This window comes from Bacillus cereus (assembly GCF_007678085.1).
Lineage (GTDB): Bacteria > Bacillota > Bacilli > Bacillales > Bacillaceae_G > Bacillus_A > Bacillus_A cereus_BE.
In genome coordinates this window covers 45,250-71,464 of the sequence record NZ_VEDW01000008.1, presented here as the reverse complement: position 1 = coordinate 71,464, position 26,215 = coordinate 45,250, and the positions used below count along the sequence as shown (strand labels likewise).

Sequence of the window (26,215 nt, the reverse complement as noted above, 5' to 3'; positions counted from 1 at the left end):
GTTATTTTTCAATAGATAATACTGGTGAGTTCGAACTAATACTGTCATACTTCTCTGGGTCAATTCCTTTAATGTTTCCATTGTAAGCTGTGATGACTCTACGATAATTTAATAAAATTACTGGTGGATCATCACTTAGTTCTTTGTAAAGTTCTTTGTAAATTGGTTTACGTTTCTCAATATCTACAGTTTCAATTCCTTTTTTAATTAATGCATCTACTTTTTCATTTTTATAACCTAAAGTATTATCATCACCTTCTGAGGAGTAACCACTTACAGTTTCACTTGGATCTGTTGTAATCGGTGTTGCAACAGAAGCTAAATCATAATCGCCTTTTTTCACTTTTGACAGCATCGTATTGAAATCCATAAATTCAGGATTGAACTCAACACCTAATTCTTTATAGTTCTCTTTTGCTATCGGAATAAATAAATCACCTTCTTTTGCTGAACTTGCACCATAATACGTTAATTTAAGTTTTTGACCATCTTTTTCACGAATTCCGTCTGAACCAGCTTTCCATCCAGCTTCATCTAATAATTTCTTCGCCTTATCTAAGTTATATTCGTACTTATTAATGCCCTCTTCTGTATACGCCCAAGATGTTGGATGAATTGGAACATTTGCTACTGTACCGTATCCTTTCAAAGCTGTATCTACATATTTTTTACGATCCAATCCATAAATAAGAGCTTGACGAACTTTCTTATCTTTTAAATACGGTTTTTTACTATTCATTCTTATATAACTAAATGAAGCAGCCGTCTCTATTTCAACATTTGCAAACTGTAAACTCTTCACTTGTTCTAAAATTTCATCCCCGTAACCTACTCCTGTATAATCTATCTCACCTGTTTGGAATAATTGGAATTTTGTATCCGGTGAAGTAATCTTATAAATAAAGTTTTGAATTTTTGGTTTGCCTGCATAATAATTTTCATTTGCTGTAAAACGAACTTCCTGTCCCGGGATATACTTTTCAAATTTATATGGTCCCGCAGCTATCGGTTTTCCATATAACTCTTTCAAATAATCTAAACTAGTATTTTGTTTATACTCTTTTCCATAATAAGCTTTCGATAATACTGGACCACCTAAAGCAATTAGCGCTTGTGAGTTAACTTTTTCGGTCGTAATTTTAATTGTTTGTGGATCAACAACTTGAATTCCTTCAATAGACGTCGCTTTTCCTTCTTTATATTCCTTTCCACCTTTAATTGCATATTGTGAAATATCATCGCCACCTTCATACGCTTTATCATGTAGAAGTGATAATGTAAATGCTACATCGTCAGCAGTTAATGGCGATCCATCACTAAATTTCAAGCCTTTGCGTAAATGAAATGTATATGTTAATTGGTCTGAAGAGACATCCCATTTCTCAGCAAGATCTGGTATAGGTTTTCCTTGTTTATCTGTTGTAACAAGGGAGGCGAAAATAACCGATGTCACATTACCATCCCAACCGTTCTCTTGAAAGTAAGGTAGGAAAACTCCCCCAGGCTTTGAGATACCAGAAATAAACGTATCTTTTCTATTTTTCGCCTTATCAGGTACTTTCGTCTTATCTGTAGCCACAATTTTTTCAACTTTTATATTTTTTAAATCCTGCTGTTTAACCGGTTCTGTAGAAGCCGTATCCTCCTGTCCCCCACAAGCAGATAACACAAGCGAACTACTCAGTAATACCGAAAATACACCAGCCCATTTTTTTGTCTTTTTCTTCATTGTCCCCACCCTAACTGTTTAATAGTGATACCCTTTGAACTTATTAGCCTATGTATGCCCCCACAGCACATTTATAGCCAATCGGAAAAGTCGGTTTTAATCGTAAAAAAATAGATGTTTTTGAGGGGTAACAATCCTATTCCGACCTTTCCGGTAGACTTTATGGTTATTAGCTTATATCGTCAGTTATATTTTGTCAATTCTTTCTAAATAAATATTTTGATAATTTTTTCAAAATTATTGTTCTATCTTTAATTTAGGTAAACTTAATAAAATACCGTTATAGTTATCTTCTTGTAAACCCTGAATTCGTGCATTATGTGCAGACACAACTTTACTATTATTTAAGAAGATTACAGGCGGGTCTTCGCTTAACTCTTGATATAAATTTTTATAAATTTCTTTTCTCTTTTCAATATCCAACGTTTCTAATGCTTGCTTAGCTAATTCATCTACTTTTGGATTATAGTATCCATCATAATTTCGTTTACTTGTTGAAACAAACTCTTCAATCGTTCCACTCGGATCATCAATCATTGGCGTAGATACCATCGCTAAATCATAATCCCCTTTTATCACTTTTGAAATCATCGTATTAAAGTCCATATATTCTGGGTTAAACTCTACACCAAGCTTTTTATAATCTTCTTTCATCACAGGAATCATTACATCATTTATTTTACTTGCTGATGAGGCAAAATAACTTACTTTCAGTTTTTGCCCGTCCTTTTCACGAATTCCATCCGAACCAGCTTTCCATCCAGCCTCATCCAGTAGTTTCTTCGCCTTCTCTAAATTATACTCATATTTATTAATGTCCTCTTCTGTATACGCCCAAGAAACCGGCGTAACCGGTACATTAACGAGTGAAGCATAGCCTTGGAAATACGTATCAATAACCTTTTGACGCTCTAATCCATAAATAAATGCTTGGCGGACACGTTTATCTTTGAAGTATGGCTTCTTATAATTCATTTTAATGTAGCCGTAAGAACTTCCTGTATACACATTAATATTAGCAAAACCTAAATCCTTTAATTGTTCAATCGTCTCCGCGTTTGTCGTAAAACCATCATAATCTACTTCCCCGGCTTGAAATTGTTGTAGCTTCGTATCACCTTTTGTAATTTTATAAATAAAGTGCTCAATCTTCGGCTTTCCTTCAAAATAATTTTCATTTGCTACAAATCGAACCTCTTGACCAGGAATATATTTATCTAATTTATAAGCACCTGCTCCCACTGGCTTCCCATAAAACTCTTTTAAGTACTCCAAATGCCCTTGTTTATACTCTTTCCCGTAATAAGCTTTAGATATAACTTCTCCGCCAATTAACGATAATGTTTGAGCATTTACCTTCTCTGTTGTAATCGTAATTGTTTTCGGATCAATGACTTGAATTCCCTCAATAGAGGTTGCCTTTCCTTCTTTATAAGCTTGCCCACCTTTTATTGCTGTTTGGCTTATATCAGTCGCACCACTATAAGTTGGATCATGTAATAACGTTAATGTAAATGCTACATCATCTGCAGTTAACGGGGATCCATCACTAAACTTTAAATCATCTTTCAGATGGAACGTATATGTAAGCTGATCCTCCGAAATATCCCACTTCTTCACCAAAATGGGAATTAGTTTCCCTTCCTTATCTAGTCCAACAAGAGGTGCAAAGATCGCTTGCGTTATATTACCATCCCATCCATTCTCCATAAAGTGCGGAAGGAATATCCCTCCAGGACTCGGCATTCCAACTACAAAAGTATCTTTTCTTTCATTTACTTTTGCAGGACTTTTTGATTTGTCGCTTGCTTTAATAAATTCATCTTTTACTTTTGGTACGTTCCCAGCTTCATTTGTACTTGCTTCCTCTTGACCACATCCGGCTAGTAATACCGATACACTAAGAAATGTAGCAATTGCTCCTTTAAAAGCATTTTTCATTGCACGCTCACCTTTACTTTCCTAATTTTTAACAATGTAGGAACATAGACCTCCTTCCTGTAACTATCTTCATTTATCCTATAAAAATAGTATGAATTAATTTCAAGATTATTCCTTTCCTTGAAACATGTCAATTGTTCTCTTTTATTTCGTATGAAAAAACTTAAAAATTCACTTCTATTCGTTCCGTATGAAACATAGAATACTAATAACCAATTACCAAAAAGGGGGCGAAAACATGGACAACCTATTCCAATACGTCCTGCACTACGTATTATTAACAATTATGATAGTCGGGGCGCTATTACTATTCCCATTCTTCCCAAAGTTCGTCCTCTTTTTAGCTTTTTTTATTATGCTCGGAATCGCTATTATCATTTCAACAAGGGAAGATACCACACAAAAAGAAAGCAGAGTTCAGCGCGTAAAGCTGTAACTCTGCTTTTTTATTTTCAATCATGATTTACTGTTTCACGTGAAACACGATTTTTATTTTTCCCTTAAAGTAAAATATCAGTATAAAAAAGCGAATTCTTTCAGCAAAGCTGAAGAATTCGCTTTCTAATTTTTACTCCGCGATATTCTCTAACTCATTATACAGTTCCGCTCGTAACAACTCTTTCTTCGTTTTTTCTTCATACAATTTCCCAAGCATTTCAACATCAACTACATGTTCCATCTTACGATCAAGCGTATATATATCTTCTTCTACATGCATTAACTCTGTTTCAATCTCCTCAACACCCCTAACTTCTTTCTTTTTTACAGGAGCTGGTTCAATACTTTTTCTTCCTTGGCGTTGCTGCTTTATTACTTGTTTCTCGAGTTTTTCTTCCCATTTTTGACGCGCCCATACATAGTTTCCTGCAAACTCAAATAATTTACGCTCATCAATCCAATACGTCTTTTCAAATAACTTATTTAAAAAATAACGATCATGTGAAACAGCTAAAATCGTCCCATTATATTGCTCAAGAGCTTCCTCTAAAACTTCCCTTGATTCAATGTCGAGATGGTTTGTCGGCTCATCTAAAATTAAAAAATTGATATCTTGATACATAAGTTGCGCAAGTCTTAATCTCATTTTTTCTCCACCGCTCAGTTGCGTTACTTTCTTAAACACCGCTGGACCATAAAATAAAAACTTAGCTAATATATGTCTAGCTTCTCCCTCTGTTACAGCTACACATCCCCTGAAGGCCTCTAATACATTACTCTTCATATTTCCGTACGCATGCTGTGATAAATAACCGATTTTCACACTACTACCAATTCGAATTTCTCCAGCGTCTGGTTCTATTTCTTCTAATAATAACTTTAGTAACGTTGTCTTTCCTGTACCATTACGACCGACAATCGCTGCACGCTCTTGAAAACGAACATGTAAATTTGCTTCGTTAAATAAAAGATGGTCAGCAAACCCTTTACTCACTTCTTTCATTACAACAACGTCTTTCCCACTTCTCTCTTGCCCTTCAAACTGAAGTCCCATTTGTTTTCGTTCTAAAATAGGTTTCTTTAGTTTCTCCATACGTTCCAGTGCACGTTCCATACTTCTCGCTCTCTTATGCAATCCTTCATTCGGAGGATTCGCCTGATTTGCCCATTCACGTAGTCGTTTAATTGCTTCTTTCATTTTCTTTATCTTCTTTTGCTGCTCTTGATAAGCCTGAAACTCCTGAAGCAATCTTTCTTCCTTTTCCTCAACAAACTGAGAATAGTTTGTATGATACATGTGAATCTCTCCATCTTCTAAATCAAAAACCTTCGTTACAACTTCATCAAGGAAATAGCGATCATGTGAAATAACCATAACCGTTCCATTGTATTCTTTTAAAAATTGCTCTAACCATTCTACGGCGAATAAATCTAAATGATTGGTTGGTTCATCTAATAGAAGTAAATCTGGTTTCTGCAATAGCATGTATGCAAGACTTACTTTTGTTTGTTCCCCACCACTTAACTCCAGAAATGATCGGAGAAATAGTTCTGTCACCTGTAGACCATTTGCTACCTTCATAATGTTCGCTTCTATTTCATAACCACCCAGGAACGCAAATTTTTCTTGGATTACTCCGTACCTTTCCATTAATTTTTGTAAAGCAGACGGTTCCCGTTCTTCCGCCATATTTTTTTCTAAAGTACGCATTTCTCTTTCTAATTCCTTTTCTGATTTAAAAGCGGAACTCAATACATCATATACAGTCATACCCTTATCAAATTTCGGAATTTGTGCCACATGACCAATACGTGTACCTTTCTTCATATGAATGGCTCCTGCATCTAAACTTTCCATTCCAGTTAGAAGCTGAAAGATTGTTGTCTTCCCACTACCATTACGACCAACTAATCCAACACGTTCACCATTCTTTATTTCAAGCGATATATTTTCAAATATGATGTTTCCACCAAAAGATTTCGTTACATTATTTACACTACAAATTGTCATTTTCCGTACTCCTTTCAATATAAAAAACCATGGGAAAGAAACATTCCCCATGGTTTTCGGCATAGAAAAAGGAAGCCAAATAGCTCCCTTTTCACACGTTTATTAAAAATGGGTGAAGAGATTTCTATCGTTCAATAGCTACTATGCAATTGTTAAAAAAGGACAGACGTATCCCGTTAACAACTACATCATGAAAAATCGCACGACAAAAATAGATAAAATCTAAAAATTTGGCACGTGCAGCTAAAGAACGTTTCATCTCATTCACCTCTTTCATACGGAATTTAATACTTACTTCTTTATTATACTTTCCCATTTCATGTTTGAATAGTCATTTTTCTGAAAATAATGAAGATAGACTAAACATTTCAATAAGTGACATCAAATCTTACAAAACTGTTATGTTCACGTAATGGAAAGCGATAGTACGAAAAGATGCCTCCCTATACAATAAAGATGTAAACAAGAGAGACAACAAAAGGAGAAAACAAACATGATGAAAGAAATCGTAAAAGCAGTCTTTGAAGTATTAGTGAACGGACAAGCAGTTGTAAAAGAACTAAACGAACTATAAAAAGGAGTGAAAGAATATGATGAACATGGTAAAAATGATTTTACACGCTCTAGTTGACGCAAAAGCAGTTAGCCAAGAATTAAACCAACAATAAAAAGGGGTCAATAAATATGAAGAAAGCCATTATTGTAATCGCAAGTACAGCAATTGCCTTATACACAATAAAAAATAGAAAAAAGAAGCATAATAAAAATGATCTATATTATCCATACACATTATTAAAGAAAAAATAAAAGACAAGGTACCCTATCTTAATGAGGAGATCTTGTCTTTTATTTTTCCTATTCCCTTTAAAGGATTTTCTTCTCCTTTTCCCGAATGTATTAAGCGGGATTTTTACACATATTTTAAAGGGGCATATATACAAATGGATACACAACAACTATACTTTTTAAACGATATCGGCAAACAAAAACCAGAAAGCATCCGGAATAGAGGCGCGGCATGTCCTTTTTGTGACAGAGAAAATTTGACAGATATTTTAGCAACTGAAGACTCAATTATTTGGCTAAAGAACAAATTTCCTACATTAAAAGATACACTTCAAACGGTGCTAATCGAAACAGATAATTGTGAAGACCATATTGCGACATATACAGAAAAACATATGAGATCGCTAATTCGTTTCTCCATTCAACATTGGTTAGAATTACAGAAAAATGAAGAATTCACATCTGTCATTTTATACAAAAATCACGGTCCATTCTCAGGTGGGAGTTTGCATCATGCACACATGCAGATTATTGGAATGAAATATGTAGACTATCTCGCTAACGTTGAACAGGATAACTTCCAAGGAGTAATTGTACAAAAAAACGAACGCATTGAACTCAATATTTCTGATCGCCCTATTATCGGTTTTACTGAATTTAATATCATCATTGAAGATGTTGAATGCATAGATGAACTAGCAAATTATATTCAGCAAACTGTACGTTACATACTGACAGATTTCCATAAAGGGTGTAGTAGTTATAATTTATTCTTCTATTACTTCAACGGAAAGATCATTTGTAAAGTTGTTCCTAGATTTGTCGTTTCACCGTTATACGTAGGATATAAAATACCGCAAGTTTCCACAAAACTAGAAGACGTGAAAATACAACTAGCGCGGTATTTCATGCGAGAAAAGGATGAAGTTATTCATAAAAAAACAGAGTAGGTATAAAAACCTACTCTTTTATTACACCTTTATTTCGATAGTACACATCTTCTAACCCGACGTTATACTTCATGTTATTATCCGTCCATTCTGGACCCAAATTACCTGGCCATCCAGATGTATTTGCTATATATTTTAGTAATGCAAAATCAGTCAAACCTTTTTGCAACCCGCGCTTATATCCTTTCATTAAATGCGGCATTGCAATTTGCGCATTTGTGCGCGGATTTTTCAACTCTTCATCAGTTAAATGATCTGGTGCAAGTCCGCCACCGCGATGCAATTGAAACAATCCGAATGAAGTTCCGTTATCTCCAACGCTTCTTGGATTTAACCGGCTTTCATGTTCGGCAATTGTAAGAGGTATCCATTCTGGAAGATTGACTTTCTTTGCTTCCTCTATAATAATTTGTTTCATCTGTCTTGCTTCTTCTGAGTCAACATAGCTTGTCCCATTCACTAGCTTGTCCATTCCTTCAGACTTTCCTTGGAAATATAAGTACACCCCAAGAACAACTAAAAATCCTACAAAGAATTTCTTCACTACCTCTACCTCTTTCTTCGCTGAAATTTGTCCCCTTTCAGCCTTCCCTTTACAATTACCTACACTTTAGCATTCTCTTACTCTTTCATCATAGCAAATAACTATTCATATTATCATCATGCTTTAGACCGATTTTGTGAAAAAACAGCTGGTAAATATGTGCGAAAATGTAACTTTCATAGACTATAACTTGTTTCTTGTATATAATTGTAAATTGAACTCTACATATAGAATAGGAGAAAACAAAATGAAAAAGTGCATAATACTCTTGTTCAGTATTTTACTTCTTATCCCTATCCACACCTCTGCACAAACGTCATCAAAACCAAAAGTACTTGTTTTATATAGTACAAAAGACGATCAAATTACAAGTAATATTCAAATCCTTAATACTCAATTAGGCCATTTTACAAACGATATAACTACGAAAAGTTTGAAAAATGCTAATGAAAGTATTAATTCATCTTCTTATACACATATTGTCTATATCGGTGAACAAAAGGAAGAGTTTCCTACTGAAACAAAACAACTGATAGAAAATTTCTCAGGCCCAGTATTAGTTCTGGGACAAAATGTTGAACAATTATCTAATCGCTTTTCTTTCATTACTCTAAAGGATAATGAGATACGAGTTAATAAAATCGAATATCCAAGTAATAAACTAAAAAACACTTTAGAAGAAGAACGATTGATTCAATCTTTTGATACAAACGGAACTGTTCTTGCTAACGCTGTAAACTCAAATAGCAAGAACCCACTAATCGTTCGGCATGAAACATCTTATTACGTAGCAACGCCACATCTCTTTGACTGGATGTCTCATTACGTCGGTGAAATGTTATTTTCTTACTTCGGACAAAAGCCAACGACAAATAAAGTAGAGGCTTATTTACGTCTTGAGGACGTTCATCCGGCCGCAGATATAAATCAATTAAAAGAAATTGCTGAATTACTAAAAGAGAAAAAGATTCCTTACATGATCACTGTTATTCCTGTATATACCGATCCAGAGACAGGTAAAACACTGCATTTAAAAGATAAACCCGAACTAGTCGATCTTTTACGCTCTATGCAAAAGGATGGTGCAGCAATTATTATGCACGGTTATACGCACCAATTTTATGATAGTGAAACTGGGGAAGGTTTTGAATTTTGGGACGTAAAAACAGATCAACCAATTCGTCAACCGAAGCATGAAAAACCCAAAACAAAAGATGACTTTCCTAATATCGAAGCATATAATGCATACGTAAAAAAAGGGGAAGAATTTGAAGAAAAATATACGACTGATCATATTGAAAAAGGTATTCAAGAACTCGTAGATGCCAAACTATATCCTGTCGCATTTGAAGCACCTCATTACACGATGTCTCAAAAAGGATATGAAATATTATCAAGGTACTTTTCGACTTATGTAGGACAACTACAATTAAGTGATACAACTTGGAAATCCATGCACTCTCCAGCATACAGAAGTACACCATCATTCTTACATGGAATGAAATTAATGCCTGAAACAGTTGGCTTTATTGAAGAAGATAAACCACAAGCTATTGCAAAGATGAAAGCAAATGCTGTATCTGTTGCTAAATTATCCGATGGAGTTATTGGTGCATTCTATCATCCTTACTTAGGTGTGAAACCATTAAAAGAAGTATTAAAAGATCTAGAAAGCATTCCAAATATAGAATGGATTGATTTACAAAAAGAAACAAATGAAGTGAAAATGAAAGATATTCATATTACTACTAATAAAGACGGCATTCACGTTGAAAAACCAACAAGCGTAAGTGACGTAATGGATTATGTAAAACAATATGGATTCTTCCTTATACTTGGTTTCTTCGTCATTGTCTTTCTATTATTATTAAGACGCGCGAAAAAATTAGAATCCTAATATAAAACCACCAAGCAAAATGCTTGGTGGTTTTTTTAACTTAAACCAAAACGTGACATGTTATTAATAACCCATTGATGATTTTCATAAATAAATTCAACTTCTACTTTTTCCGTTACATTATCATAATCATTATACGTTTCTACCTGCGCTTTTATTTTTCCATCCTTTAATTCGGCAGAAATAATTTTTGTAAATTTAGTTGCTGCTTTTGCCCCTGGATCTCCAATAACATAGTGCATTTTTCCATTTAATTCTTTAAGGTACTTACTCTTCATATACTCCGCTACAAATGGTTTTGAGAAGTACGTAGATAGCGTGGTCTCTAAAGTGTTCTTCTTATTATAAGCAGGATTCACTAATTCCCCGTACGAAAAATCCCCTACTCGTTTTGGGTTTCCTGTTAGTGCAGCCATTTGAATATTAGTAAGTTCCTTCTGTGCATTCCATACCTTCTGTAACATAACATCATCTGCTAACTTCTTATCTTGTACTTCATTTGATTTCTTTGTATCTAAATTCAAAATAGTTCCATTATCCGTATAAAGGTACATATCTCCTGCTACAAAATATAAATACGATTTAGTTGGTTCAACCGCTTTATTATAAATTACTTTTTCATTTCCACCATTAATTCTCTTCTTATATACGCCGTCCTTTTTTAAATAATAAAAAGTATCCCCTTTCACATTCATCTGCAAGGCATCCTTTACAAATAACTTTTCATTATTTTGTTGAACGTCTATTTCATATATACCATGCTCAGCTTCATTTGTTTCAAAAGGTAACGAAAAGTCGACCACAGCATATAATTTTTCATTATTATAAGTAGCACTATATATTGTTGCATAATTTTCCTTTGACCAAGTTTTATTATCTTTTGTCACTTGTGTTCCACGATTTTTATTCCAATGTAGAATACTATCGTCTATCGTTTGAGACCAACCTGAGTTTTTAAATGCCGCTTCTTCTTCCTGCCCCGTTTTCAAATCCATTTTTACTATCCCTACAATATCAAAACCACCATGCTCAGAATATTTTTTCGGATAAAATAAAGTTTGATCTTTTATATAAACATAATTTGTATCCGCTTTTAACGTATCTAGCTTTTTATTAGAAATATCGTACTTCATTAAAGAAGATAATCCCGCATTCTTATCTTCATCCGTATGAATAAAATATAAAGCTTTGTTTTTTATATTTATGTAAGAAGCATTTACACCTTCCACTACACGTTCCGAAGTCTGAAATTGATCTTTCGTACGATAAATGCCTCCTGTATTTTTATCACCATTTACCGCGTAGTAAATCCATCCATTATTCTCTGTCATCTTCCCTTTATTCGAACTGTTTCCAACCGTATTCCCATTTTCCTCATTTTCTTTCATCTGTTTTTCAACTACTGGATCAATTTGTTCTTCTTTTTTTTCTTGTGTTGCATTTGGATTTATAACCTTTTTTTCTGCTTCACACCCAAACGCTGCAAGTGAAAGTGCACCGACCATCATTGTAATAGCTATTTTTTTATACGCTCTCCCCATTTTCTTCCCTACTTCCTTCATCAAATTAAACACATCGTAAATTATAGAAAATACTAGAAAAAATATCCATAATAAAAAAGATAAGAGTAACACTCCTATCCTTTTAAATAAAATTGAATCGTATTTTCATATATCGTTTTCGCAACCTTATCAACAGATATGTTTTTTATAATACTAATTTCCTTTAATATCTCTCGAATCATTCTCGGATGCGTCATAACATTCTCTTGAAATTCCCACGGTCCATCTGTTTCTACCATCATATATTCAAGTGGATAATACGCAACAATTTTTCTAATTTTCTCCTTATGTAAAACATCTGGCGTGATAGAAATATAATAACCGTTCCTCATCATCCGGTTCATTGTTGTTTCACTTCCTTTAAACCAATGAAAATGTGCACGTGAGACTTTATATTTCTCCAGTAAGTCACATACAATATCGGCATCTTCATACACTGCATGCAATATAATTGATAAATCATATTTACTAGCTAGTTCAACAAACCGTTGTAACACTGATATATACGAATTGACAGCAATGTGCTCATCTTCTTTTCTTAAATAATACGGTAAGCCTACTTCACCAATCGCAACTATGTCTTCTACATGCTCTTCAATTAATTTATAAATTTGCTCACATTCTTCTTTATGAATCGGTTGCTCCGGATGAAAACCTATCGCTGGATGTACAAAAGGATATCGCTTTGCTAAAGATAAAGTTTCTTTACATGATTGATAATTCATAGATACCGCAATAAGCCCCTTTATCTCTTTACTATGTTCCACATCTTTAAGTAAGCTACTTCTCTCTTCATCCTTATATTGGTCAACATGTATATGGCTATCAATCCATTTCATATTTATTCCCCCATAAAAAAAACAAGAAAGGATCTCCCTTCTTGTTTTATCATCTATGTTATTTAACAATTAAGTTTGTTATGATATCAAATAATCCAATACATACCACGGCAACAGTAAAGTAGCTACAAAAATCTTTAATTGGAAACTTCACTACTTCTTCTTTACGCATCCCAGTTTTCTCCCTTCTTACTATATCCCTAATTATTTTTATCTATTTGTATCTATTATGCAAAAAATATGACAAATTTACTATCGAATTAACTTACGTAAACCTTACAATATTGTAAGGTTTATAAAAAGAGCCCCATCTAAATACAGATGAGGACTATTAAAAAGTAGTTGGTTTTTCATTTTTCATTAATATTACAAACAGAAAGTAATACAGTGAGACTTTCTAATTACACTATATGAAATTCACTATCTTTTAACCATCGAATTACATTACAGAAGACTTACATGTTTGTAAGCTATGTGTAATGTAATTCGATAGTTTCTCTTACCTACATCTCGTACAATAAAGTTAGAAAGTCAGCCAAATAAGAAGAACACTCGCATAACCAAATTACATTGCTAGTAGCTACTCTTCTTATACCTTTCACTCATGCTACTACAATGTACCCCCTTCCCCTTTATATAATAAAAAGAGCCTTAGTCCATATGGACTAAGGCTCTTTTATGAACCTCGAAATACCCCTACCTAGTATTTTTATTTTCGACAAAAAATAGGTGGGGGTATAATTCACTATCTCATCGTTAAAAGTTTACTCTTCGCATTAATAGGAATATTTACAGCTTCAATTTCCTCAATTGCCTCACCGTAGCGTCCTTTTGCATACACCTTTAACACTTCATCTCTCTTTAACATATGCTTAACAGTCTTCTTTATTCTTTGCTCTCTTCCACGTTCGTCAAATGCAATAAATTCATATTCGTACCATTCATCACCAATATGCTGACCAATTGTATTCACAACCGTATAATATTCTTTCGTCTTATAAAGTGGATTATATTTATCGATAACTGGTCCAAGTTTCGTAGGCAGTAACATTACTACTATCACTATCATCGCTATTATAGTAGTGATCATTTTTTTCTTCATAATAAACATTCCTCCTCAGCAGGACATATATACATCCATTTTAAAAAGAAGGAATAAAATCTACTATTGAATCTCATTACATTACACTTACATTTTTGTAAGAATTAAAAAAAGGTGAACGAATTTACTCGTTCACCTTTTAGCTCGCTTTAAAGCCACCGCCAAGTACATCACGTACATCATGAATAACAACGAAAGCATCTTCATCTACTCGGCTAATAACTTGCTTTAACTTAACAAGCTCTTGTTTATTTATAACAACATATAAAACTTCTTTATTTTTACCAGTATATCCGCCGCGTCCTTCTAATACAGTGACACCGCGTGTCATGTTTTTCGTAATAGCCTCACGTATTAAGTCTGGTTGATTTGAAATGATTGTAACAGCCGTTTTTGTATCCATTCCTTCTACAATGAAATCAATCACTTTTGCTCCGATGAATACTGCAACAAGTGTGTACATTGCTTTTTCTTGCCCTATTATAAATACAGAACCAGCAATTACAACGATATCAATAATAAGTACGCCTTTACCAACGCTCCATCCTAAATATTGATTGGCTAATTGTGCTAAAATTGCCGATCCTCCTGATGTACCTCCGGCTTTGAACATACAACCTAATCCAACACCGACAAATAAGCCAGCGAATAGAGCCGCTAATAACGTATCACTATTTACATGATACTCAATATGTTCCGTAACATATAAAAACAAGGATGTTTCTACAATCCCTAAAATTGTATAAACCATCGTTTTCTTATCAAAAAATTTATAACCAATAGCTAGTAAGATTGCATTTATAGCAAAGTTCACAATCCCCGGCGACCAATCAAATAAATAGTACGTAACAACTGTTACACCAATAATTCCACCCTCTGATAAACGGTTTGGAATTGCAAAGTAATTAATACCAATTGCGAATAATAATGAACCAATTGTAATTAGTGTTATTTCCTTTATACGTTGATTAACCATAGTTCATACCTCCCCCCATTTGACATTGTATCACTATCTTCTAGAGGTTTAGAAGTTGTTTTTATCGCGCATTTTTCCTCTTAAAGATCGAGATATTATGTTTAAACAAAGGGTTGATTAATTATTCATATTCACTCTAACTACACGGACAAATCGCTCCACATTCCCCTTCTGAATATACTTAGCTCGAATGGTTTCATGATTACAAGTAAATTCGAAATGCGAACGAAAATCTATGCTATCTATATGCAAATATGAATAATCTTTAAATGTTGCAGGATAGCATGGAAATTCCCCGTAAAAAAGAAGACGTCTAGTAGTAGCAGCAAAAATCCCATGTTGATACGATAGCGTAAAATTATCCTTCTCAAAGATCCCTACTACAAAAGCGACAACCTGTTCATCACCTTCTATATACTTTTTTACGCTCAATAAAAGCTCATTCATGCATATCATCCCTCCAAATACTATTTTTGAAAAGAATCCATGGATTATTACAGACCGGTGTAACTCCTTTATAAAGTATGAAACGCGTTTCCTGTCAAAGTTATTTCAAAAAAATAATCCGTTATGCAATTTACACATAACGGATTAAAACTAAACGGTAGAGCGTTCCACAAGTTCATATGGAATTTCCACCTTTTCTCGTTTAGAACTTTCATCACTTATTTGCCTATAAAACATTTCAAAGGCCTTTTTACCTATTTCCTTTAAATTTTGATCAATAGTTGTAAGTTGTAACACTTGCGAAATAGGTTGATTATCAAAGCCAATAATCGCTAAATCCTCAGGAACTTGAATACCTAATTTTTCAGCTTCTTTCATAGCTCCAATCGCAACTTCATCTCCCGCTACGATTAATGCTTCAGGAAGATGCTGCATCTCCTTTAATTTATGAGCCACTTTCACACCGTCTTCTAATGTAAAACACTCTGTGAAAATCCATTCTTCATTCACTTCTTCATCTATAGATTGCAATTGCTGCTTATACACATCAAAACGCTTTTGACTACTCGGTCCTAACTTCCTTCCCGTGCAATAGCCAATTTTTTTATAACCTTTCTCAATCAAATAATCCATCCCTAATTGAAAAGCGGCCGAATGATTCGTATATACACTTGAAATATTTGAAATATCATTATCTTCACAAGCAACAATTGTCCCATAAGAAGCATACGGCTCTATCGTTTCCCATTCATTCGCACGAGAACAAATGATAAGGCCATCCAACTGTTTTGTTTTTAACATATGTAAACTTTTCATTTCTTCTTTTTTATTATAATTCGTTTGGCAAAGTAGCACTCTGTAATTATGAGCTAACGCTACCTCCATCATCCCGCCCACCATCGCATCAAAACACGGATGATTAATATACGGTAAAATTACACCAACGATATTCGTTTTCCCTTTTGATAAATGAACGGCATTTGCGTTTTGTGAGTAATTCAACTTCTCAACTATCTCTATAACCGCTTTCCTTTTTTCTTCACTTACATATGGATGATCGTTCAACACTCTCGAAACAGTCGTAACTGAAACTCCCGCCATCTTTGCAATATCTTTAATATTAGCCATACACTCACCTCTACTCTTAAATTAATAAATTCCATGAACATATGTCAAACCTTCTCATCATTACACCTTCATTCGTTTTTCTTACAAAAGTGTAATTTTCCTGTAAGCTAATTCGATAGTTACTTCTTACGATATTACATACAATTAAGTCAGAAACAGGGCAACAATTATTCGAAAAGGAGTGGATCCATATGATGAACAAAATGAAATCAAACAATTTTTTAAATACAATGGGCATGGTATTTTCCGCTCTTATCGATGCAAAAGCTGTTGCTTCTTCATTAAACAAGTAAGGAGAATGTATGATGAATAACATCACTTTCAACAAATTAGATTTTTTAGGATTAGCTAGCGGCTCGATTCTTCTTACTGCTTTTATTTACGCCGCTACGCTTGTATAAATTTTGTGTCCCCTTTCCCCTTTATTATAAATAGTAATAGAAAAGACGACCGTCTATGCCCGGTCGTCTTTTTTTACTTTTGATTTGATTGCAAAGTTTCCTTTAGCTGCTCAAACTTCTCATTTAATTGATCTGTCATCATTTTCATAGCTGTTTTTCGATCTATTTGTTCTTCAGCATCAATTTGAATTGGATCTCCGAAAATCAATTGCGCCTTTTTGCCTTTTATTAATTCTTTTATACTTGAAGGGCCAATATAAGCTGCCGGTACTAACGGAACGTTAGAACGCAGCGCAATCGTAACAGCCCCAGCTTTTAATGAAACGTCTTCTGTTGATCGCGTTCCACTTGGGAAAATCCCTACTACTTTACCTTCTTTTAATAGGCGTGATGGAATTTTAAGTGTACTCGGTCCTGGATTCGCACGATCTACAGGGAATGCATTCACATTTTTAAAGAACCAATTTTTGAACTTCCCTTCAAATAATTCTTTTTTGGCCATGTAATGAATTTGAGTCGGGTACATCCCTGTAGCTAACATTAATACATCCATAAAACTTGTATGCGTGCAAGCAACAACATACGGGCCACCTTCTGGTAACTTTTCTCTTCCTTGCACTTCTACTTTCCCAGCTGTTTTAAATATATATTTCAACAAAAATGTAATTGGTTTATACATTGGTTTCGTTCCTTTCTGAACATCCGAATTATAATCATTTTCTTACAACAATTATAACACTAAGTTTTAGGAGTTGGTAATAATTTTAAGTATTAATTGTTACATTTCAATTCTTACAAAAGTGTAATTTTCTTGTAAGCTAATTCGATAGTTACTTCTTACGATATTACATACAATTAAGTCAGAAAGAAACAACAACCATTCGAAAAGGAGCGGATTCATATGATGAACAAAATGAAATCAAACAATCTTTCAGATACAGTGGGCATGTTATTTTCCGCTCTAATCGATGCAAAAGCTGTTGCTTCTACATTAAACAAGTAAGGAGAGTTTATTATGAACAATATCACTTTTAACAAATTAGATTTTTTAGGATTAGCTAGCGGCTCAATTCTTCTTACTGCTTTTATTTACGCTGCTACGCTTGTATAACTTTGTGTCCCCTTTCCCCTTTATATAGAAAAAGACGACCGTCTATGCCCGGTCGTCTTTTTAAATGTTTCTTTCTTTTAACTCTTTTAAAAGCTGTATCATTTCAGCTTGTTGTTTTATCTTCTTACGACCATTTCGGTTAATTGCTGCAAGCTCACAAGCAACTCCGACAGCAAAGAAAAACAATAAACTTTCTAACATATGAAATCCTCCAATTGCCTATTAAACAGCTTGGCGTAATTGCTCTTCTTGCAAAACCATCTTATTTATATTTTCTTCTTTTCTCTGACAAACGTTATTGCGAATAAGTGCTGCAATAACAAGTAAAGTTCCTACAATATCAAACATCGTTATTTGATATCCTTGCATCATCATAATTATTAAAGTCGTAATAGGCACAAAGTTAATAAATAAAATCCCATTAATAGATGATAAAATCTTCACACCGTAATTCCAAGCGAGTAATGCTACGATTCCCGGCAATGTCATCATAAACAATAAATCATATTTCACGATAGAAATCGTTCCCATGTTCGGGACCGATACATATCCAAGCGATGTAATAATTACAGTTATAATCCCTGTGACAGTCGTACCGAATACACACGTCAACGTAGAATAACGTAATGTTGACCAGTCGCTACACGTTTGACCACCCATCGTATAAATAACCCAACCTACAACTCCAACAAATATACATGCTAGTGAAAACATATTATCTTTCAACGTTAAAAAGAAACTCATATCACCTTTTGTAATAACAAATATAGCTCCTACAAAAGCGATAATCATGCTCGTTATCATATACTTTTTCGGTTTTACATGCTTATATCCCCATAGAATACAAATAGAAATCATCGGCATAAGTGCTTCCATAATGGAGGCTACCATCACACCTGATTTCCCCATTAACATTTGACCTAAAAATATAAGTACATTATATACAGTAAACGCCATCGTCCCGAAAAAGACGAGTAACTTTCCTCTTCCCTCTAAACGAAATGCCTGTTTTCCTTCTTTCATTAACAGCAATACCATCAGTACAATCGCCACCGCTCCATAGCGAATAAGCGAAAAATAAAATGGATCTATGTATTCTAACGCATGATCAGCAACCGGAAACATTGCTCCCCATGACATACTTGCAATTAAACACGCTAAAGCCCCTATTATCATTTGACCTTTTTTCACCAAAATCCCCCACTTCTTTCTATTTGCACAAAGAGAATTGTAAAAGAAAAAATATATCACGTAAAATGATTCAAAATGATGTTAACTATCACTTATAATGATAGTTAACATCAAGGAGGATCTTATTATGGAATTAAGAGATTTACAAATCTTCCAGAGCGTTGCCGACCAGGGTAGTGTAAGTAGCGCAGCAAAGGAATTAAACTACGTACAATCAAATGTAACTGCACGTATTAAACAACTAGAAAATGAGCTCAAAACACCGCTCTTTTATCGTCATAAACGAGGCATGACTTTAACAGCCGAAGGAAGAAAAATGCTCATTTATGTTAATAAAATTTTGCAAGATGTTGATGAGCTAAAACAAGTATTTTTAGATAGTGAAACACCTTCTGGTATATTAAAAATCGGTACTGTCGAAACAGTAAGTACATTACCTACCATTTTATCTTCTTACTATAAACGCTATCCGAATGTTGATTTATCATTACAGGCAGGTCTAACAGAAGAATTAATTAGAGAAGTACTTGATCACCAATTAGATGGTGCCTTTATATCAGGTCCTATTAAACATCCACTAATTGAACAATACGATGTTAGTACAGAAAAATTAATGCTGATAACACAAAATAAAGCTTTTCATATAGAAGAATTTACAACAACGCCCCTACTCGTTTTTAACCAAGGATGTGGATACCGTTCCAAACTAGAACGATGGCTTAAAGATGAAGGTTTGCTACCAAAAAGAATTATGGAATTTAATATATTAGAGACAATATTAAACAGTGTTGCACTCGGCCTCGGAATTACACTCGTACCACAGTCTGCTGTCCACCATCTTTCTAAAGCTGGTAAGGTACATTGTCATGCAATCCCTGAAAAATATGGTAGTATTTCAACGGTTTTCATACGCCGTAAAGATAGCTATATGACGAATTCAATGCGTAGCTTTTTAAAAACAATTGAAGAACATCATCATATCAATATGCTTTAAAAGACATTCTTACACGAATGTCTTTTTTTCTTACAAAAGTGTAAGCCTTCCGTAAGCTAATTCGATAGTTGCAGGCGACCATATTTCCTATAATTAAGACATAAAGCAGGGCAACAACAATTCGAAAAGGAGCGGATACGCATGATGAACAAAATGAAATCAAACAAATTTTTAAATACAATGGGCATGGTGCTATCCGCACTTGTCGATGCAAAAGCTGTTGCAACTACATTAAACAAATAAGGAGAGATTATAATGAACAACATTACTCTCAACAAATCAGACTTTACCCCGCATTAACGGGCAGTAAGATTTCCACTTCAAAATCCAACGAAATCAAAGAAGTTAGGTTTGGAATCAACTGCCCGTAAAGCCCGATTGGTTCAACTAATAATCAGTGAGGGATACCCCGCCCTCACTGATTAAAGTTTCACTTTATCGGACTTGCAAGTGGAGCTACTCTTCTTACAGCTTTCATTTACACACTTGCTCAAGGTCTCGTTTAATACTTTGTTTCCCCAAACCCCTTTATATATAGAAAAAGCTGCTTGTCTTATAGACAAGCAGCTTTTTAGTTTGTTTCATATATAACCTGACCTGTTTTCGTCATATCGTATCCACCAATCGCTTTTAATTCATTATGAAATTCTTCCGATTGCAGAATATCTTTTACAACTTCGATCAGCTCTTCATTTTCTTTATTCTTCAAAATCACTAAATCATACTGTTCTTTCATGATTGGAACAAAATCTACATTTACAATTTGTGAAAACTTTTCTGACCCTACTCCCACATCAGCTTTCCCATTCGCGACTTGTGTGGCAACACCAAGATGATTCGATTCTTCCCATTCATATCCACTAATACGTTCTTTATTTAACTTTTGAATGCGCAATTGTTCGTCCACTAATACCCTAATGCCAGAGCCTTTTTCTCGATTTACAAATCTTATAGATGATTGGGATAAATCATCCCATGTTTTTATATTTTTAGGATTCCCCTTTTGCACATAAAACCCAACGTTCCTTGCTAATAAATTAATCATCGTACACGGTTGTCCAACTAAAATACGTTTTACGTAAGGAACATTATATGTACCCGTTTCGCCATCAAACAAATGCAAGCTAACGATACTTCCTTCTCCTTGATACATCTTTATTAAACTCGTTAAACTACCTTGATATGCCCTTAATATATTTGAACTTGGCAGGCGATTTTCTATACGTTTCGCCAACATATCTAACGTTAGTTCTTGTCCGCTAATAATACATGTATTCAAGCCTCTACTATCTTCGCTCTTTACAGGAGTGCCTTGTATTTTCCCTGTTTTCATTTGCTTTATATATTGTTCTAAATCCGTTGCATCAATGCGCATCTGTCTACCAATTCTATAAGAAGGCAGTTCTCCTTTTTTAATTAAATCGTATACCGTTAATTTTGATACTTTTAATCGCTTCGCTACTTCTTCCGTTGTGTAGGAATGATGATCCATAGACGATTCCTCACTTTCTTCCTTCATTGTAACAAAGAAAAGAATATTTCTCCTATATTAAAAACAACTACATCGTTCAAATTATATTCAATTATAACTAGTTATATCTAGTTATAATTAGTTATAATTGAATATATCAAAATGAAAGGGGATTTTTTTATGAACAAGTTTACATTACGATCCATCGGGGCACTTATACTTTCTTTTCTTCTTATATTTAGCGTTGCATGTACAAGCGGAGACAAGAAAGAGAAATCAACTGCTAAAGAAGGAAAAACAGTTGAGCTTACTATATCAGCTGCTGCAAGCTTACAAGATGCACTAAAAGAAATTGAAACAAAATATAAAGAAACAGAACCTAATATTAAGCTTTCTTTTAACTTCGGTGCTTCTGGTGCACTTCAACAACAAATTGAACAAGGTGCACCTGCTGATTTATTCTTCTCAGCAGCCGAAGATAAATTCCAAGCTCTTGTTAAAAAAGGATTCATTGATGAAAAAGAAGGGAAAAATCTTCTTGGAAATAAACTCGTTCTAGTTGTCCCAAAAGATAGTTCTCTTACAAAAATTCAAGATTTAAAAGGTGAAAAAATTAAGAAAATCGCACTTGGTACACCTGAATCTGTACCTGCGGGAAAATATGCAAAAGCCTCTCTCACACACGAAAATCTATGGAATGACATTCAAAATAAAATCGTATTTACAAAAGATGTTCGCCAAGTGTTAACATATGTAGAAACAGGTAATGTCGATGCTGGTATTGTATACAAAACAGATGCTCTTATTTCAAACAAAGTAAAGATTGGCGAGACAGCGGCAGCTAATTCTCATGAGCCTATCCACTATCCATTAGGCGTTATAAAGGAATCTAAGCATAAGAAAGAGGCGACTTCATTTTATGAGTATTTGCAATCAAAAGATGCAAAATCTATCTTTAAAAAATATGGATTTACAGTCCTATCATAATTGCCATGAGCTTTGATGCTATTTTGTCACCAATCTTTCTATCTTTACGAGTAGCTGCATGTGCCACCATTATCGTTACCATTTTAGGGACGATTATCGGACGGACTTTAGCACGCTCCTCATGGCGATATAAAGTTATATTAGAAACAATTTTCTTATTACCAATGGTACTTCCACCAACTGTAATTGGCTTTTTTCTCATTATCATTTTTGGAAATAATAGTCCCATTGGAATGTGGATAGAATCCTTGTTTCAGCAGTCTATTATGTTCACATCTACTGCTGCGATCATTGCTTCTACAGTTGTTGCATTTCCGCTTATGTACCAATCAGCAAAAACAGGATTTTCTATCGCGAATGTACAAATTGAAGAAAGTGCTCGTGACCTTGGTGCAAGTGAATATCAAGTTTTTCTACACGTCACACTTCCACTTGCATTTCCTGCCTTACTAAGCGGAATGATTTTGAGCTTTGTTCGTGCGCTCGGTGAGTTTGGTGCTACACTTATGTTTGCTGGGAACATTCCTGGTAAAACACAGACTATCCCAACTGCAATTTATATGGCGATTGATGCAAGTAATATGCAACTCGCTTGGACACTTGTAGTTATCACTATCAGTATGTCACTCCTATTTCTGCTATGTATCCAGCTTATCAATAAAAAAATTACCAACTCTTAAAGCAGCTTTTTTCGAAGCTGCTTATTTATTTCTTAGGAAATAAAATATACCTTCGGGAAATAACTGAATTTTACCTCTTATTAAAATATACATTTTATTTGAATTCACTTTCTAAAATAGGCAATTTCCTGTTATTATATGGAGGTGTTTCAAAAAATGAAGAAATGAAAACGCATTTATATCGTAAATTCTTCATCCTGTTTTAGCGATCGGTAATCTTCTACTCTATTAGTGGGGCATTACCGATCGTTAGAACGATATGTAATTATATTGGTATAGGAAATCGAAGGGAGTCTTGTAATGGACATTTTATTAGCGCTTCTTCCTGCAATTGCATGGGGAAACATCTTATTAGTAAGCGTAAAAATGGGCGGTGGTGCATATAGCCAAACGGTAGGTATGACAATCGGTGCTCTATTCTTCGCAACAATTATGTATGTATTTACTCAACCAGCTTTAACAATGACAGTCTTGATTGTTGGTTTTATTTCAGGTTTATTCTGGGCTTTAGGACAAGTAAACCAATTAAAAACAGTTGAAAAACTAGGTGTTTCAACTACTGTAACAATTTCTACTGGTATGCAACTTGTTGCAACTTCTATCTTTGGAGTTATCGCTTTCCGTGAGTGGACTACTACAACAACGATTGTTCTGGGAACGATTGCAATCCTATTAATCGTAGTTGGTGTTGTATTCACATCATTAGATGACAAAGAAAATGCACAGCCACCAGGACAATTGAAAAAAGGACTTCTTACTTTAATTGTTTCTACTTTCGGCTACCTTGTATATGTAATTATTATTCGTTGGTATAATATCGATGGTTGGTCTGCTATTTTACCACAAGCAGTTGGTATGTTTGTTGGTGCGGTTGTACTGACATCTAAACATAAACCATTTAACAAATATGCAATCCGTAATGCTTTATCTGGTTTACTATGGGGAACTGGAAACTTATTCTTACTTCTTTCATTACCACGTGTCGGAGTAGCAACAAGCTTCCCATTATCTCAAACTGGAATCGTTATCTCAACATTCGGTGCGATTGTCTTCTTAGGTGAAAAGAAAACAAAACGTCAATTGATCTTTATTGCACTAGGTAGTGTTTTAATTATCGGCGGCGCTGTATTGTTAGGTATGACAAAAGCATAAACTTATAATCTATTAATCCCTGAAGCGGTTATGCTTCAGGGGTTTTTTATTACAACTATTTTTTAAGTATAATAATTTTTATAACCTTATTTGTATTAACCCTCCTCCCTCCATTTTCATCCTTTTCACGATAAGCCTTATCCTTTTACAAAATTCTCTTAGAAATGGTATCGTTTTTTATAACATATCTTCACTAGAAAGGAATAAAGGATATGCTAACTAAACATCGAATTTTATTTATTGGTGCTGGTCGTATGGCAGAAGCTATATTTTCCGGATTACTTAAAACAAGCACAGAATACATCGAAGAAATTATCGTTTCTAACCGAAGCAACGTAGAAAAGCTAAAGCAATTACAAGGGCGATATGATGTGTCTACTACAACAGATTGGAAGCAGCATGTTACATCTGTTGATACGATTGTTTTAGCAATGCCACCTTCTGCACATGAAGAATTATTAGCAGAATTATCTCCGTTACTATCGAATCAACTTGTCGTAACGGTAGCTGCTGGCATTGGTCCATCTTATTTAGAAGAAAGACTTCCCGTGGGGACACCTGTTGCTTGGATTATGCCAAATACAGCTGCTGAAATTGGAAAGTCTATCTCCTTATATACAATGGGACAATCAGTAAACGAGATGCATCAGGAAACCTTACAACTGCTTTTAAGAGGCATTGGTACTTCGCAACTTTGCACTGAGGAAGAAGTTCATCAGCTTACTGCCGTTACTGGAAGTGCACCAGCTTTCCTTTATTACTTTGCTGAAAGCTTAATTGAAGCAACAAAAAATTATGGAGTCGATGAAGCAACTGCCAAACACCTTGTCATTCAAATGATTTCTGGCTCTGCTTCTATGCTTGAACAAACGCAAGATCCAGCTAACCTCCGCGAACAGGTAACAACACCAGGTGGTTCCACAGCTGAGGGTCTCAAAGCTTTATATGAATATAATTTTTCAGAGGCAATTCAAGAAGCAGTAGAAGCAACAAACAAAAAAGCTAGGGGGAAATAATATGAATTTAACAAGTTTAAAAGACTATACAACATTACATAACGGTGTAAAAATGCCTTGGTTCGGTTTAGGTGTTTTTAAAGTAGAAGATGGTTCAGAAGTAATTGAATCTGTAAAATCAGCAATTAAAAATGGCTACCGCAGCATTGATACTGCAGCAATCTATCAAAACGAAGAAGGCGTTGGACAAGCGATCCGTGAATCAGGTGTTTCACGTGAAGAATTATTTATTACATCAAAAGTATGGAATAGCGATCAAGGATATGAAACAACACTTCAAGCATTTGAAACTACATTAGAAAAACTAGGTCTAGAATATTTAGACTTATATTTAGTACATTGGCCTGTAAAAGGGAAATACACTGAATCATGGAAAGCATTAGAAAAGCTTTATAAAGACGGCCGTGTTCGCGCTATCGGCGTGAGTAATTTCCACATTCACCACTTACAAGACGTATTTGAAATTGCTGAAATTAAGCCAATGGTCAACCAAGTGGAATACCACCCACGTTTAGCACAAGAAGAATTACATGCTTTCTGTAAAGAACATAACATCCAGCTTGAAGCTTGGTCACCATTAATGCAAGGCCAACTGCTAGACAACCCAACATTACAAGACATTGCAACAAAATATAATAAATCAACTGCACAAATTATTTTACGCTGGGATCTACAAAACGAAGTTGTAACAATCCCTAAATCTATTAAAGAACATCGCATTATTGAAAATGCAAATATATTCGATTTTGAATTAAGTGCGGATGACATGAAAGCAATTCAAGCTCTAAATGAAGATCGTCGCGTTGGTCCAGATCCAGATAACTTTAACTTCTAATAGAAAAACCACTGCCATATGCAGTGG

27 protein-coding genes and 1 pseudogene are annotated in these 26,215 nt (G+C 34.5%); 13 read left to right on the top strand and 15 right to left on the bottom strand.

What is annotated here, in order from left to right:
* Nucleotide 1: 1 nt before the first annotated feature.
* Both FS742_RS25490 and FS742_RS25485 read right to left on the bottom strand, forming a co-directional pair.
* Complete coding sequence (locus FS742_RS25490) at nt 2-1,729, bottom strand: ABC transporter substrate-binding protein (protein WP_144616154.1); 1,728 nt, start codon at nt 1,727-1,729, stop codon at nt 2-4.
* Between the two features lie 237 nt (nt 1,730-1,966).
* Nucleotides 1,967-3,670: an ABC transporter substrate-binding protein gene (locus FS742_RS25485; RefSeq protein ID WP_144616152.1), complete on the bottom strand. Its 1,704-nt coding sequence runs from the start codon at nt 3,668-3,670 to the stop codon at nt 1,967-1,969.
* A 238-nt stretch (nt 3,671-3,908) separates the two neighbouring features.
* On the opposite strand from FS742_RS25485, the gene FS742_RS25480 reads away from it, so the two are divergent.
* Complete coding sequence (locus FS742_RS25480) at nt 3,909-4,106, top strand: hypothetical protein (protein WP_000369259.1); 198 nt, start codon at nt 3,909-3,911, stop codon at nt 4,104-4,106.
* 132 nt (nt 4,107-4,238) lie between these two features.
* Here the strand turns inward: FS742_RS25480 and abc-f are convergent, their stop codons facing one another.
* Both abc-f and FS742_RS27740 read right to left on the bottom strand, forming a co-directional pair.
* Nucleotides 4,239-6,119, bottom strand: coding sequence for a ribosomal protection-like ABC-F family protein (gene abc-f, locus FS742_RS25475; protein WP_144616150.1), 1,881 nt, complete (start codon nt 6,117-6,119; stop codon nt 4,239-4,241).
* A 124-nt stretch (nt 6,120-6,243) separates the two neighbouring features.
* A complete protein-coding gene (locus FS742_RS27740; protein ID WP_000830642.1) occupies nt 6,244-6,378 on the bottom strand; it encodes an RAxF-45 family protein in 135 nt (44 codons plus the stop codon).
* Between the two features lie 419 nt (nt 6,379-6,797).
* On the opposite strand from FS742_RS27740, the gene FS742_RS25470 reads away from it, so the two are divergent.
* A complete protein-coding gene (locus FS742_RS25470; RefSeq protein WP_002006681.1) occupies nt 6,798-6,926 on the top strand; it encodes a hypothetical protein in 129 nt (42 codons plus the stop codon).
* Between the two features lie 134 nt (nt 6,927-7,060).
* Complete coding sequence (locus tag FS742_RS25465) at nt 7,061-7,855, top strand: DUF4931 domain-containing protein (protein ID WP_260869690.1); 795 nt, start codon at nt 7,061-7,063, stop codon at nt 7,853-7,855.
* A 10-nt stretch (nt 7,856-7,865) separates the two neighbouring features.
* On the opposite strand, the gene FS742_RS25460 is transcribed toward FS742_RS25465, so the two are convergent.
* Nucleotides 7,866-8,399 carry a transglycosylase SLT domain-containing protein gene (locus FS742_RS25460; RefSeq protein ID WP_144616147.1) on the bottom strand — a complete coding sequence of 178 codons (534 nt, stop codon included), beginning with the start codon at nt 8,397-8,399 and terminating at the stop codon, nt 7,866-7,868.
* A 247-nt stretch (nt 8,400-8,646) separates the two neighbouring features.
* On the opposite strand from FS742_RS25460, the gene FS742_RS25455 reads away from it, so the two are divergent.
* Complete coding sequence (locus tag FS742_RS25455) at nt 8,647-10,296, top strand: DUF2334 domain-containing protein (protein ID WP_144616145.1); 1,650 nt, start codon at nt 8,647-8,649, stop codon at nt 10,294-10,296.
* Nucleotides 10,297-10,331: 35 nt separating this feature from the next.
* On the opposite strand, the gene FS742_RS25450 is transcribed toward FS742_RS25455, so the two are convergent.
* From FS742_RS25450 to FS742_RS25425, 6 genes are all read right to left on the bottom strand, one after another.
* A complete protein-coding gene (locus tag FS742_RS25450; protein WP_144616143.1) occupies nt 10,332-11,837 on the bottom strand; it encodes a DL-endopeptidase inhibitor IseA family protein in 1,506 nt (501 codons plus the stop codon).
* 95 nt (nt 11,838-11,932) lie between these two features.
* Nucleotides 11,933-12,697, bottom strand: coding sequence for a TatD family hydrolase (locus FS742_RS25445; RefSeq protein WP_144616141.1), 765 nt, complete (start codon nt 12,695-12,697; stop codon nt 11,933-11,935).
* Between the two features lie 745 nt (nt 12,698-13,442).
* Entirely contained in the window at nt 13,443-13,799 is a 357-nt protein-coding gene (locus FS742_RS25440) for a YxeA family protein (RefSeq protein WP_144616139.1), read from the bottom strand.
* Between the two features lie 139 nt (nt 13,800-13,938).
* The gene (locus FS742_RS25435; protein ID WP_144616137.1) at nt 13,939-14,775 is read right to left on the bottom strand and encodes a YitT family protein; all 837 of its coding nucleotides are present in this window, start codon (nt 14,773-14,775) and stop codon (nt 13,939-13,941) included.
* A gap of 117 nt (nt 14,776-14,892) precedes the next feature.
* Nucleotides 14,893-15,222, bottom strand: coding sequence for a PH domain-containing protein (locus FS742_RS25430; RefSeq protein ID WP_144616135.1), 330 nt, complete (start codon nt 15,220-15,222; stop codon nt 14,893-14,895).
* 150 nt (nt 15,223-15,372) lie between these two features.
* A complete protein-coding gene (locus FS742_RS25425) occupies nt 15,373-16,350 on the bottom strand; it encodes a LacI family DNA-binding transcriptional regulator (protein WP_144616133.1) in 978 nt (325 codons plus the stop codon).
* Nucleotides 16,351-16,655: 305 nt separating this feature from the next.
* On the opposite strand from FS742_RS25425, the gene FS742_RS25420 reads away from it, so the two are divergent.
* Complete coding sequence (locus tag FS742_RS25420; RefSeq protein ID WP_001059999.1) at nt 16,656-16,751, top strand: DUF3948 family protein; 96 nt, start codon at nt 16,656-16,658, stop codon at nt 16,749-16,751.
* A 73-nt stretch (nt 16,752-16,824) separates the two neighbouring features.
* On the opposite strand, the gene FS742_RS25415 is transcribed toward FS742_RS25420, so the two are convergent.
* A complete protein-coding gene (locus FS742_RS25415) occupies nt 16,825-17,430 on the bottom strand; it encodes a lysophospholipid acyltransferase family protein (RefSeq protein ID WP_144616131.1) in 606 nt (201 codons plus the stop codon).
* A 336-nt stretch (nt 17,431-17,766) separates the two neighbouring features.
* On the opposite strand from FS742_RS25415, the gene FS742_RS25410 reads away from it, so the two are divergent.
* Complete coding sequence (locus FS742_RS25410) at nt 17,767-17,862, top strand: DUF3948 family protein (protein ID WP_001059999.1); 96 nt, start codon at nt 17,767-17,769, stop codon at nt 17,860-17,862.
* Nucleotides 17,863-17,922: 60 nt separating this feature from the next.
* On the opposite strand, the gene FS742_RS25405 is transcribed toward FS742_RS25410, so the two are convergent.
* Nucleotides 17,923-18,063 carry a YrzO family protein gene (locus tag FS742_RS25405; RefSeq protein WP_000894069.1) on the bottom strand — a complete coding sequence of 47 codons (141 nt, stop codon included), beginning with the start codon at nt 18,061-18,063 and terminating at the stop codon, nt 17,923-17,925.
* A gap of 21 nt (nt 18,064-18,084) precedes the next feature.
* Nucleotides 18,085-19,053 carry a DMT family transporter gene (locus tag FS742_RS25400; RefSeq protein ID WP_144616130.1) on the bottom strand — a complete coding sequence of 323 codons (969 nt, stop codon included), beginning with the start codon at nt 19,051-19,053 and terminating at the stop codon, nt 18,085-18,087.
* A 127-nt stretch (nt 19,054-19,180) separates the two neighbouring features.
* On the opposite strand from FS742_RS25400, the gene FS742_RS25395 reads away from it, so the two are divergent.
* The gene (locus tag FS742_RS25395) at nt 19,181-20,047 is read left to right on the top strand and encodes a LysR family transcriptional regulator (protein WP_144616128.1); all 867 of its coding nucleotides are present in this window, start codon (nt 19,181-19,183) and stop codon (nt 20,045-20,047) included.
* A 425-nt stretch (nt 20,048-20,472) separates the two neighbouring features.
* Nucleotides 20,473-20,553: pseudogene (locus FS742_RS25390) on the top strand (DUF3948 family protein); the annotation flags it as partial.
* Between the two features lie 65 nt (nt 20,554-20,618).
* Here FS742_RS25390 and FS742_RS25385 read toward each other — a convergent pair.
* Complete coding sequence (locus FS742_RS25385) at nt 20,619-21,566, bottom strand: helix-turn-helix transcriptional regulator (protein ID WP_186327216.1); 948 nt, start codon at nt 21,564-21,566, stop codon at nt 20,619-20,621.
* 132 nt (nt 21,567-21,698) lie between these two features.
* Here FS742_RS25385 and modA point away from each other — a divergent pair, with 132 nt between their 5' ends.
* The 5 genes from modA to FS742_RS25360 all read left to right on the top strand — a co-directional run bounded on the left by modA (nt 21,699) and on the right by FS742_RS25360 (nt 26,188).
* Nucleotides 21,699-22,505 (top strand): molybdate ABC transporter substrate-binding protein, encoded by an 807-nt coding sequence (gene modA / locus FS742_RS25380; RefSeq protein ID WP_144616124.1) that lies wholly within the window; start codon nt 21,699-21,701, stop codon nt 22,503-22,505.
* A 5-nt stretch (nt 22,506-22,510) separates the two neighbouring features.
* Nucleotides 22,511-23,185 (top strand): molybdate ABC transporter permease subunit, encoded by a 675-nt coding sequence (modB, locus tag FS742_RS25375; RefSeq protein WP_144616122.1) that lies wholly within the window; start codon nt 22,511-22,513, stop codon nt 23,183-23,185.
* 300 nt (nt 23,186-23,485) lie between these two features.
* Nucleotides 23,486-24,337: a GRP family sugar transporter gene (locus tag FS742_RS25370; protein WP_000353549.1), complete on the top strand. Its 852-nt coding sequence runs from the start codon at nt 23,486-23,488 to the stop codon at nt 24,335-24,337.
* 212 nt (nt 24,338-24,549) lie between these two features.
* The gene (proC, locus tag FS742_RS25365) at nt 24,550-25,353 is read left to right on the top strand and encodes a pyrroline-5-carboxylate reductase (protein WP_144616120.1); all 804 of its coding nucleotides are present in this window, start codon (nt 24,550-24,552) and stop codon (nt 25,351-25,353) included.
* Nucleotide 25,354: 1 nt separating this feature from the next.
* Entirely contained in the window at nt 25,355-26,188 is an 834-nt protein-coding gene (locus tag FS742_RS25360) for an aldo/keto reductase (protein WP_144616118.1), read from the top strand.
* Nucleotides 26,189-26,215: the final 27 nt, after the last annotated feature.

Excerpts from the sequence above, each read along its gene's own strand:
- FS742_RS25490 (WP_144616154.1), bottom strand. The coding sequence starts at position 1,729 with ATGAAGAAAAAGACAAAAAAATGGGCTGGTGTATTTTCGGTATTACTG.
- FS742_RS25485 (WP_144616152.1), bottom strand. The coding sequence starts at position 3,670 with ATGAAAAATGCTTTTAAAGGAGCAATTGCTACATTTCTTAGTGTATCG.
- FS742_RS25480 (WP_000369259.1), top strand. The coding sequence starts at position 3,909 with ATGGACAACCTATTCCAATACGTCCTGCACTACGTATTATTAACAATT.
- abc-f (WP_144616150.1), bottom strand. The coding sequence starts at position 6,119 with ATGACAATTTGTAGTGTAAATAATGTAACGAAATCTTTTGGTGGAAAC.
- FS742_RS27740 (WP_000830642.1), bottom strand. The coding sequence starts at position 6,378 with ATGAAACGTTCTTTAGCTGCACGTGCCAAATTTTTAGATTTTATCTAT.
- FS742_RS25465 (WP_260869690.1), top strand. The coding sequence starts at position 7,061 with ATGGATACACAACAACTATACTTTTTAAACGATATCGGCAAACAAAAA.
- FS742_RS25455 (WP_144616145.1), top strand. The coding sequence starts at position 8,647 with ATGAAAAAGTGCATAATACTCTTGTTCAGTATTTTACTTCTTATCCCT.
- FS742_RS25450 (WP_144616143.1), bottom strand. The coding sequence starts at position 11,837 with ATGGGGAGAGCGTATAAAAAAATAGCTATTACAATGATGGTCGGTGCA.
- FS742_RS25445 (WP_144616141.1), bottom strand. The coding sequence starts at position 12,697 with ATGAAATGGATTGATAGCCATATACATGTTGACCAATATAAGGATGAA.
- FS742_RS25440 (WP_144616139.1), bottom strand. The coding sequence starts at position 13,799 with ATGAAGAAAAAAATGATCACTACTATAATAGCGATGATAGTGATAGTA.
- FS742_RS25435 (WP_144616137.1), bottom strand. The coding sequence starts at position 14,775 with ATGGTTAATCAACGTATAAAGGAAATAACACTAATTACAATTGGTTCA.
- FS742_RS25430 (WP_144616135.1), bottom strand. The coding sequence starts at position 15,222 with ATGAATGAGCTTTTATTGAGCGTAAAAAAGTATATAGAAGGTGATGAA.
- FS742_RS25425 (WP_144616133.1), bottom strand. The coding sequence starts at position 16,350 with ATGGCTAATATTAAAGATATTGCAAAGATGGCGGGAGTTTCAGTTACG.
- FS742_RS25420 (WP_001059999.1), top strand. The coding sequence starts at position 16,656 with ATGAATAACATCACTTTCAACAAATTAGATTTTTTAGGATTAGCTAGC.
- FS742_RS25415 (WP_144616131.1), bottom strand. The coding sequence starts at position 17,430 with ATGTATAAACCAATTACATTTTTGTTGAAATATATATTTAAAACAGCT.
- FS742_RS25410 (WP_001059999.1), top strand. The coding sequence starts at position 17,767 with ATGAACAATATCACTTTTAACAAATTAGATTTTTTAGGATTAGCTAGC.
- FS742_RS25405 (WP_000894069.1), bottom strand. The coding sequence starts at position 18,063 with ATGTTAGAAAGTTTATTGTTTTTCTTTGCTGTCGGAGTTGCTTGTGAG.
- FS742_RS25395 (WP_144616128.1), top strand. The coding sequence starts at position 19,181 with ATGGAATTAAGAGATTTACAAATCTTCCAGAGCGTTGCCGACCAGGGT.
- FS742_RS25385 (WP_186327216.1), bottom strand. The coding sequence starts at position 21,566 with ATGAAGGAAGAAAGTGAGGAATCGTCTATGGATCATCATTCCTACACA.
- modA (WP_144616124.1), top strand. The coding sequence starts at position 21,699 with ATGAACAAGTTTACATTACGATCCATCGGGGCACTTATACTTTCTTTT.
- modB (WP_144616122.1), top strand. The coding sequence starts at position 22,511 with ATGAGCTTTGATGCTATTTTGTCACCAATCTTTCTATCTTTACGAGTA.
- FS742_RS25370 (WP_000353549.1), top strand. The coding sequence starts at position 23,486 with ATGGACATTTTATTAGCGCTTCTTCCTGCAATTGCATGGGGAAACATC.
- proC (WP_144616120.1), top strand. The coding sequence starts at position 24,550 with ATGCTAACTAAACATCGAATTTTATTTATTGGTGCTGGTCGTATGGCA.
- FS742_RS25360 (WP_144616118.1), top strand. The coding sequence starts at position 25,355 with ATGAATTTAACAAGTTTAAAAGACTATACAACATTACATAACGGTGTA.